Origin of the sequence: Actinoplanes sp. NPDC026623, from assembly GCF_040638275.1 — a bacterium.
Lineage (GTDB): Bacteria > Actinomycetota > Actinomycetes > Mycobacteriales > Micromonosporaceae > Actinoplanes.
The window spans coordinates 1-4720 of the sequence record NZ_JBEZXZ010000351.1 but is presented as its reverse complement, the minus strand read 5'-3'; the positions used below and the strand labels follow the sequence as shown (position 1 = coordinate 4720).

The following is a 4720-nucleotide window of genomic DNA, read 5'->3' as shown; positions in this document are numbered from 1 at the left end:
GGCCGCTTGACGGACCGCCGTCAAGCGGCCGCGCGGGCGGCGAAGAAGGCCGAGAACGGTGAACTTGCCCGCCTTCAGCGGGAGAACGCCCGCTTGCAGGCCAAGCTGGCCAAAACCGAGACCGCGTTGCAGATCATGGGAAAAGCGCACGCGCTCTTGGAACTGCTCTCCGAGAGCGCGGATTCCGCGCCGATGCCGAGCCCGTCCTCGCCGAGGCGCTCCAGGCGCTGACCCCGGTGTGGGGCACCGCCGGAGCCTGCCGGCTGACCGGGGTGTCGCGCGCCACCCTCTATCGGCGCCTCCACCCGCCGGCGCAGCCGAAGCCGCGGGCACCGCGCAAGCCACCGCCGTCAGCGCTGTCCGAGATCGAGCGCGAGCAGGTGCTGCACCTGCTGAACCGACCTGAACACGCCGACTTGGCACCCGCACAGGTGTGGGCCCGTGAACTCGACGAGGGCCGCTGGTGGTGCTCGGAGTCCACGATGTACCGGATCCTGCGGGCGGCTGGTCAGTCCGGCGAACGCCGTAGCCAGGCCACGCACCCAGCCCGCACCAAGCCCGAACTGGTGGCCGATGCGGCGAACCAGGTCTGGTCCTGGGACATCACCAAGCTCCGCGGCCCGCAGAAGGGCGTCTGGTTCCACCTATACACGGTGATCGACATCTGGTCCCGCTACGTCGTCGGGCACCTGGTCGCCGCATACGAGGACGGGCAACTCGCCGAGGCGTTGATCGCCGACGCCGCCGCCCGCGAACGCGTCGACCCCGATCAGTTGACCGTGCACGCCGACCGTGGCGCCGCGATGACCAGCAAGACCGTCACGCAGCTGCTGACCGATCTGAAGATCGGCCGTAGTCACAGCCGGCCGAAGACGTCCAACGACAATCCGTACATCGAGGCCAGCTTCAAGACGCTGAAGTACGACCCGACGTTTCCCGAGCGGTTCGGGTCGATCCAGCACGCCCGGCAGCACTGCGAGGCGTTCTACACGTACTACAACCACGAGCACCGGCACTCCGGTATCGGCCTGCACAGCCCCGCCTCGATCCATCACGGCACCGCAGGTCAGATCCGTGAACAGCGGCAGCGCACCCTCGACGCGGCCTGGGCCGCCCACCCCGAACGGTTCGGACGCCGGCGCCCTCAGCCGCCTCGCCTCCCTGACCGGGCATGGATCAACAAACCCGACAACAGCGACCCCGGACAGGTCGTGGTTGCGGCTGGGACCAGCCTTCCACCAGCACAAAGCTAAACAAAATCAAGAAAATGTCTCAGTTGACTTGACAGGTTCCGTCTGATTGATCCGGATCAGCGCGATCTTGTAATCGAGATGCGACAACTGCTGGGTCAGGGCTCTGATCTTCCGCTTCAGCGATCCGACTGGTTTGTCGGCGATGAACGTGTAGACGTGCCACTTGGCCGTTCCACGCTTCTGCATCCAGACGATGCGGAAGCCGAGGAAGTTGAACCCGTCCGCGAGGTGGACAACCTGAGTCTTGGCCGGAGAGAGCTTCAGACCCATCCCGGCCAAGACCTCGCTCACCTGGCCGCGTATGTCTTCGACGTGGTCGCGGGTGCCGTGGACCATGACGACGAAATCGTCCGCGTAGCGGACCAGTCGCCAGGTCGGCAGACCCCGCCGCCGTCGACGTTCGCGGTCCTGCCGGGTCGCCATCGACGTCGTCCAGTGCTCGGCGGCGAAGTCGTCGAGCACGGACAGGGCGATGTTGGCCAGCAGCGGTGAGAGGATCCCTCCTTGCGGTGTCCCGGAGGTGGTCTCGTTCCGCTCGCCGAGCTCAGTCATGATCCCGGCTTTCAAGAACGCTTTCACCAACGCCAGCACGCGCTTGTCCTTCACCCGCACTCGCACCCGGTCCATAAGGGCCGCGTGGTCGATACGGTCGAAGCACGCCTCGATATCCGCGTCCAGCACCCAGCGATATCCCTGGGAACCGAACAGGTGAATCTCGGCGATCGCGTCGTGCGCACGCCGGTTCGGCCGGAACCCGTAAGAGCACGGACTGAAGTCCGCCTCGAAAATGGGCTCCAGGACCAGCTTCAGTGCAGCCTGCACCACCCGGTCGGTGACCGTCGGGACCCCCAGCCGGCGGAGCTTCCCGCCGGTCTTGGGGATCATCCGTTCCCGCACCGGCAGCGGCCCGAAGGTCCCCGCCTTCAACGCGGAACAGATGTGGTCCAGGTGCGCTGTCACCCCGGCCGTCTCGACGTCGGCGGCGCGAACGCCGTCCACGCCTGCGGTCCGGGCTCCGGTGTTGCCCGCGACCCGTTCGAAGGCCATCACCAAGGTGGCCGGGTCGCAAACGAAGTTGAACACATCATCGAACCGGAAACCGTGATCGGCGACCGCCCAACGGTGCAGCTTGGTCTGCATCTTCCGTACCCGGGCCTCGGCGACGAGCACCGACGGCCACGTGACCGGGACATCCACCCCGGTTCCTCCGGACATTGCAGTCCCTTCCCTTGCGATCTCGCTGCCGTCCTTCCCCATGTACCGGGCTTTCCCCAGCATCGAGATCGTCCGCAAACTCGCCGGTCAGGCCGGCTTCACCGTGCTGCCCCGCCGATGGGTGGTCGAGAGAACCCTGGCCTGGATCACCCGCTGCAGACGAACTGTGCGCGACTACGAACGGCTACCCGAGCACCACGCCGCGATCGTGCAATGGTCAATGATCATCGTCATGACCCGGCGCCTGGCCCGCCATCACCGCACCTGAACGGTTTCCGGACGGGCTCTGAGAGGTGCTGGTAGAGATCAGCCTCGGCGGTAGCGAGCTGATCGCGGGCCGCGTGGCCGAGGTACAGTCCGCCGGTCACGGTGTTGTCCCCGCATTGGCAGGGCATGGCGGACGGCGAATCCCGCCGACCCGGATTAGGGCGTACCGCTCCATGCCCTCGTAGCCGTTGCGCCACAACGGGATGCCGTCGACTTCCACCCACAGCCCATCGTCGTGCTGCCATACGCGGTGTATGGCCGTGACGCGCAGTGTCAGCGAGCCGACCCCGTAGCAATAGTTCTGCTCGTCCACGTGGATTACGTCGCCGACGCGGACCGGTGCAGCCCGGGTCACGTCGACCTGCCTCCTGCCTCCGGCAGGGATGCCGTCACGGTAGCCGGCATCGTCGGCGGCTCACCGGCACAGATCAGGCGCTCGACGGCTGACCGCCAGTCCCCACACCTGGACACCCTGCAGATCAGGCAGGCGCCTACGGCGGGATCGTTGGCGTGTACCGCCGTGACGTGGCGGTAGTACGTGGTCAGCCGGGCGGAGAGCGGCGTCATCTCGTCTTTGTATGGCCCCAAGGTCATCGAACGTCCTTTCGCGCGGGCTACGGCCCGGCCGCCCGGAGGCTGCTGTCACGGACGGCCGGGGCCTTACCAACAGGGCGCATCCACCGAATGTGGGTGGCCCTGTTGGCAGACTCGCCCTCTCGCCGATGAGCCAGGACCCACTGGACGCGGACGTCCTGCGCCGTCTTCGCGTCCCGGTCCTGTCAGTTCGTGGCGGCAGGTGCGTGCCCAGCGTTCCATCACCGCGTTCATGCGGCCGGCGCGGTTACATCCGATCGCACCGTCGACTAGAAATTCCCGGCGGCCAGCGGTACCAGCCACACGTGCTCACCAGCACCACGGCAACGAGCGGCGGCACCACCACGACGACGAACACCACGGCTACGACTCCATCAGGCGACATGAACACCCGCCCGGCCGTCAGCGTTCAGCCGTTCACATGGGATGCGGAAGTCCAGTTCGTCACAGCACCGGCGCCGGCGGCACCCGCAACACCCAGGTGCGCCCTACCCTCCGTCTTTCATTAAGCGTTGTCGGTTGGTGTGGGTCAGGGTCGCGGCGGGCTGTGGCCGGTGTTGTTGGCGGTCGGGCAGGCGGTGTCGCCCGGCCGGAGGCCGGGTTTCTCCGTGGGTCCTGGTCGCTGGTGCGGCGGGATTTGTTGTCAGGTAACGGGTTCGGGTAGTTCGGCGAGGCGCTGGAACGCGGTGACGAGGTCGTCGGTCCAGGGCCAGCCGGCGGCGATGCGCAGAGTGGTCGTGCGGGCGGTGCGGGTGAGTTTCGCGGCGACGTGCAGTAGCCGGTAGCGCAGTTTCTTCGGCTCAGCGGCGGCCAGTGGCCCGTCCAGGAGCAGGTGCTGGGTCCAGCAGAGCAGGTCGATGCCGGTCAGGGCGAGTTCCAGCCAGGCGGCGTTGATCGCGAAGGTGCGTGACGGGAACCGGCCGAAGCCGGTGGTTTTGCCGGTGCGGATGCGGTCCTCGACCCGGGCGTGGCAGCGGTGCCGGACTTCGAGGAACTGGATCGAGCCGCCGCCGTGTGGTGTGTCGGTGGCGAAGACTTGGTGACGCATCCCGTTGACCTGGTCGAACAACGACAGTTGCGCACCGGGGTGGGGGCGTTCCCGGCGGCAGATCAGCCGGGTGCCGGCCGGGAACGAGGCCAGCTGTCGATGATGCGCCACAGCACATCGGCGGCGGCATCCGAGAGCGGGACTTCTAGGGACGTCTTGAGGTGCCCATTCTCGATTTCCAGCGTCTTGCACGTTCGTATGCTGCGATTTTTCCCCTCTGCGGTCGGGGCGTTGGTAGTGATCGCCGGGCCTCCCTTCTAGTCGATAGGTGGTGTCCGCGCGGACGTCCGTCGTCCGTCCGCGCGCTGATCTGCGCAGACCCGCGAGAGCGGACGGACGTCCG

The 4720-nt window shown here is 67.0% G+C and carries 4 protein-coding genes and 2 pseudogenes; 3 read left to right on the top strand and 3 right to left on the bottom strand.

Annotated elements, in window-relative coordinates:
* A partial coding sequence (locus AB0F10_RS44285) for a hypothetical protein (RefSeq protein ID WP_360640357.1) occupies positions 1 to 231 on the top strand: 231 nt, incomplete at its 5' end.
* A gap of 5 nt (positions 232 to 236) precedes the next feature.
* A complete protein-coding gene (locus tag AB0F10_RS44280) occupies positions 237 to 1253 on the top strand; it encodes an IS3 family transposase (protein WP_360640354.1) in 1017 nt (338 codons plus the stop codon).
* A gap of 6 nt (positions 1254 to 1259) precedes the next feature.
* On the opposite strand, the gene ltrA is transcribed toward AB0F10_RS44280, so the two are convergent.
* Entirely contained in the window at positions 1260 to 2450 is a 1191-nt protein-coding gene (gene ltrA / locus AB0F10_RS44275; RefSeq protein ID WP_360640352.1) for a group II intron reverse transcriptase/maturase, read from the bottom strand.
* Between the two features lie 76 nt (positions 2451 to 2526).
* Between ltrA and AB0F10_RS44270 the strand changes: the two are divergent.
* Positions 2527 to 2736, top strand: a pseudogene (locus AB0F10_RS44270) (transposase); the annotation flags it as partial.
* 96 nt (positions 2737 to 2832) lie between these two features.
* Here the strand turns inward: AB0F10_RS44270 and AB0F10_RS44265 are convergent.
* Together AB0F10_RS44265 and AB0F10_RS44260 are read right to left on the bottom strand one after the other, a co-directional pair.
* Positions 2833 to 3048 (bottom strand): hypothetical protein, encoded by a 216-nt coding sequence (locus AB0F10_RS44265; protein WP_360640349.1) that lies wholly within the window; start codon positions 3046 to 3048, stop codon positions 2833 to 2835.
* Positions 3049 to 3972: 924 nt separating this feature from the next.
* Positions 3973 to 4467: pseudogene (locus AB0F10_RS44260) on the bottom strand (transposase); the annotation flags it as partial.
* Positions 4468 to 4720: the final 253 nt, after the last annotated feature.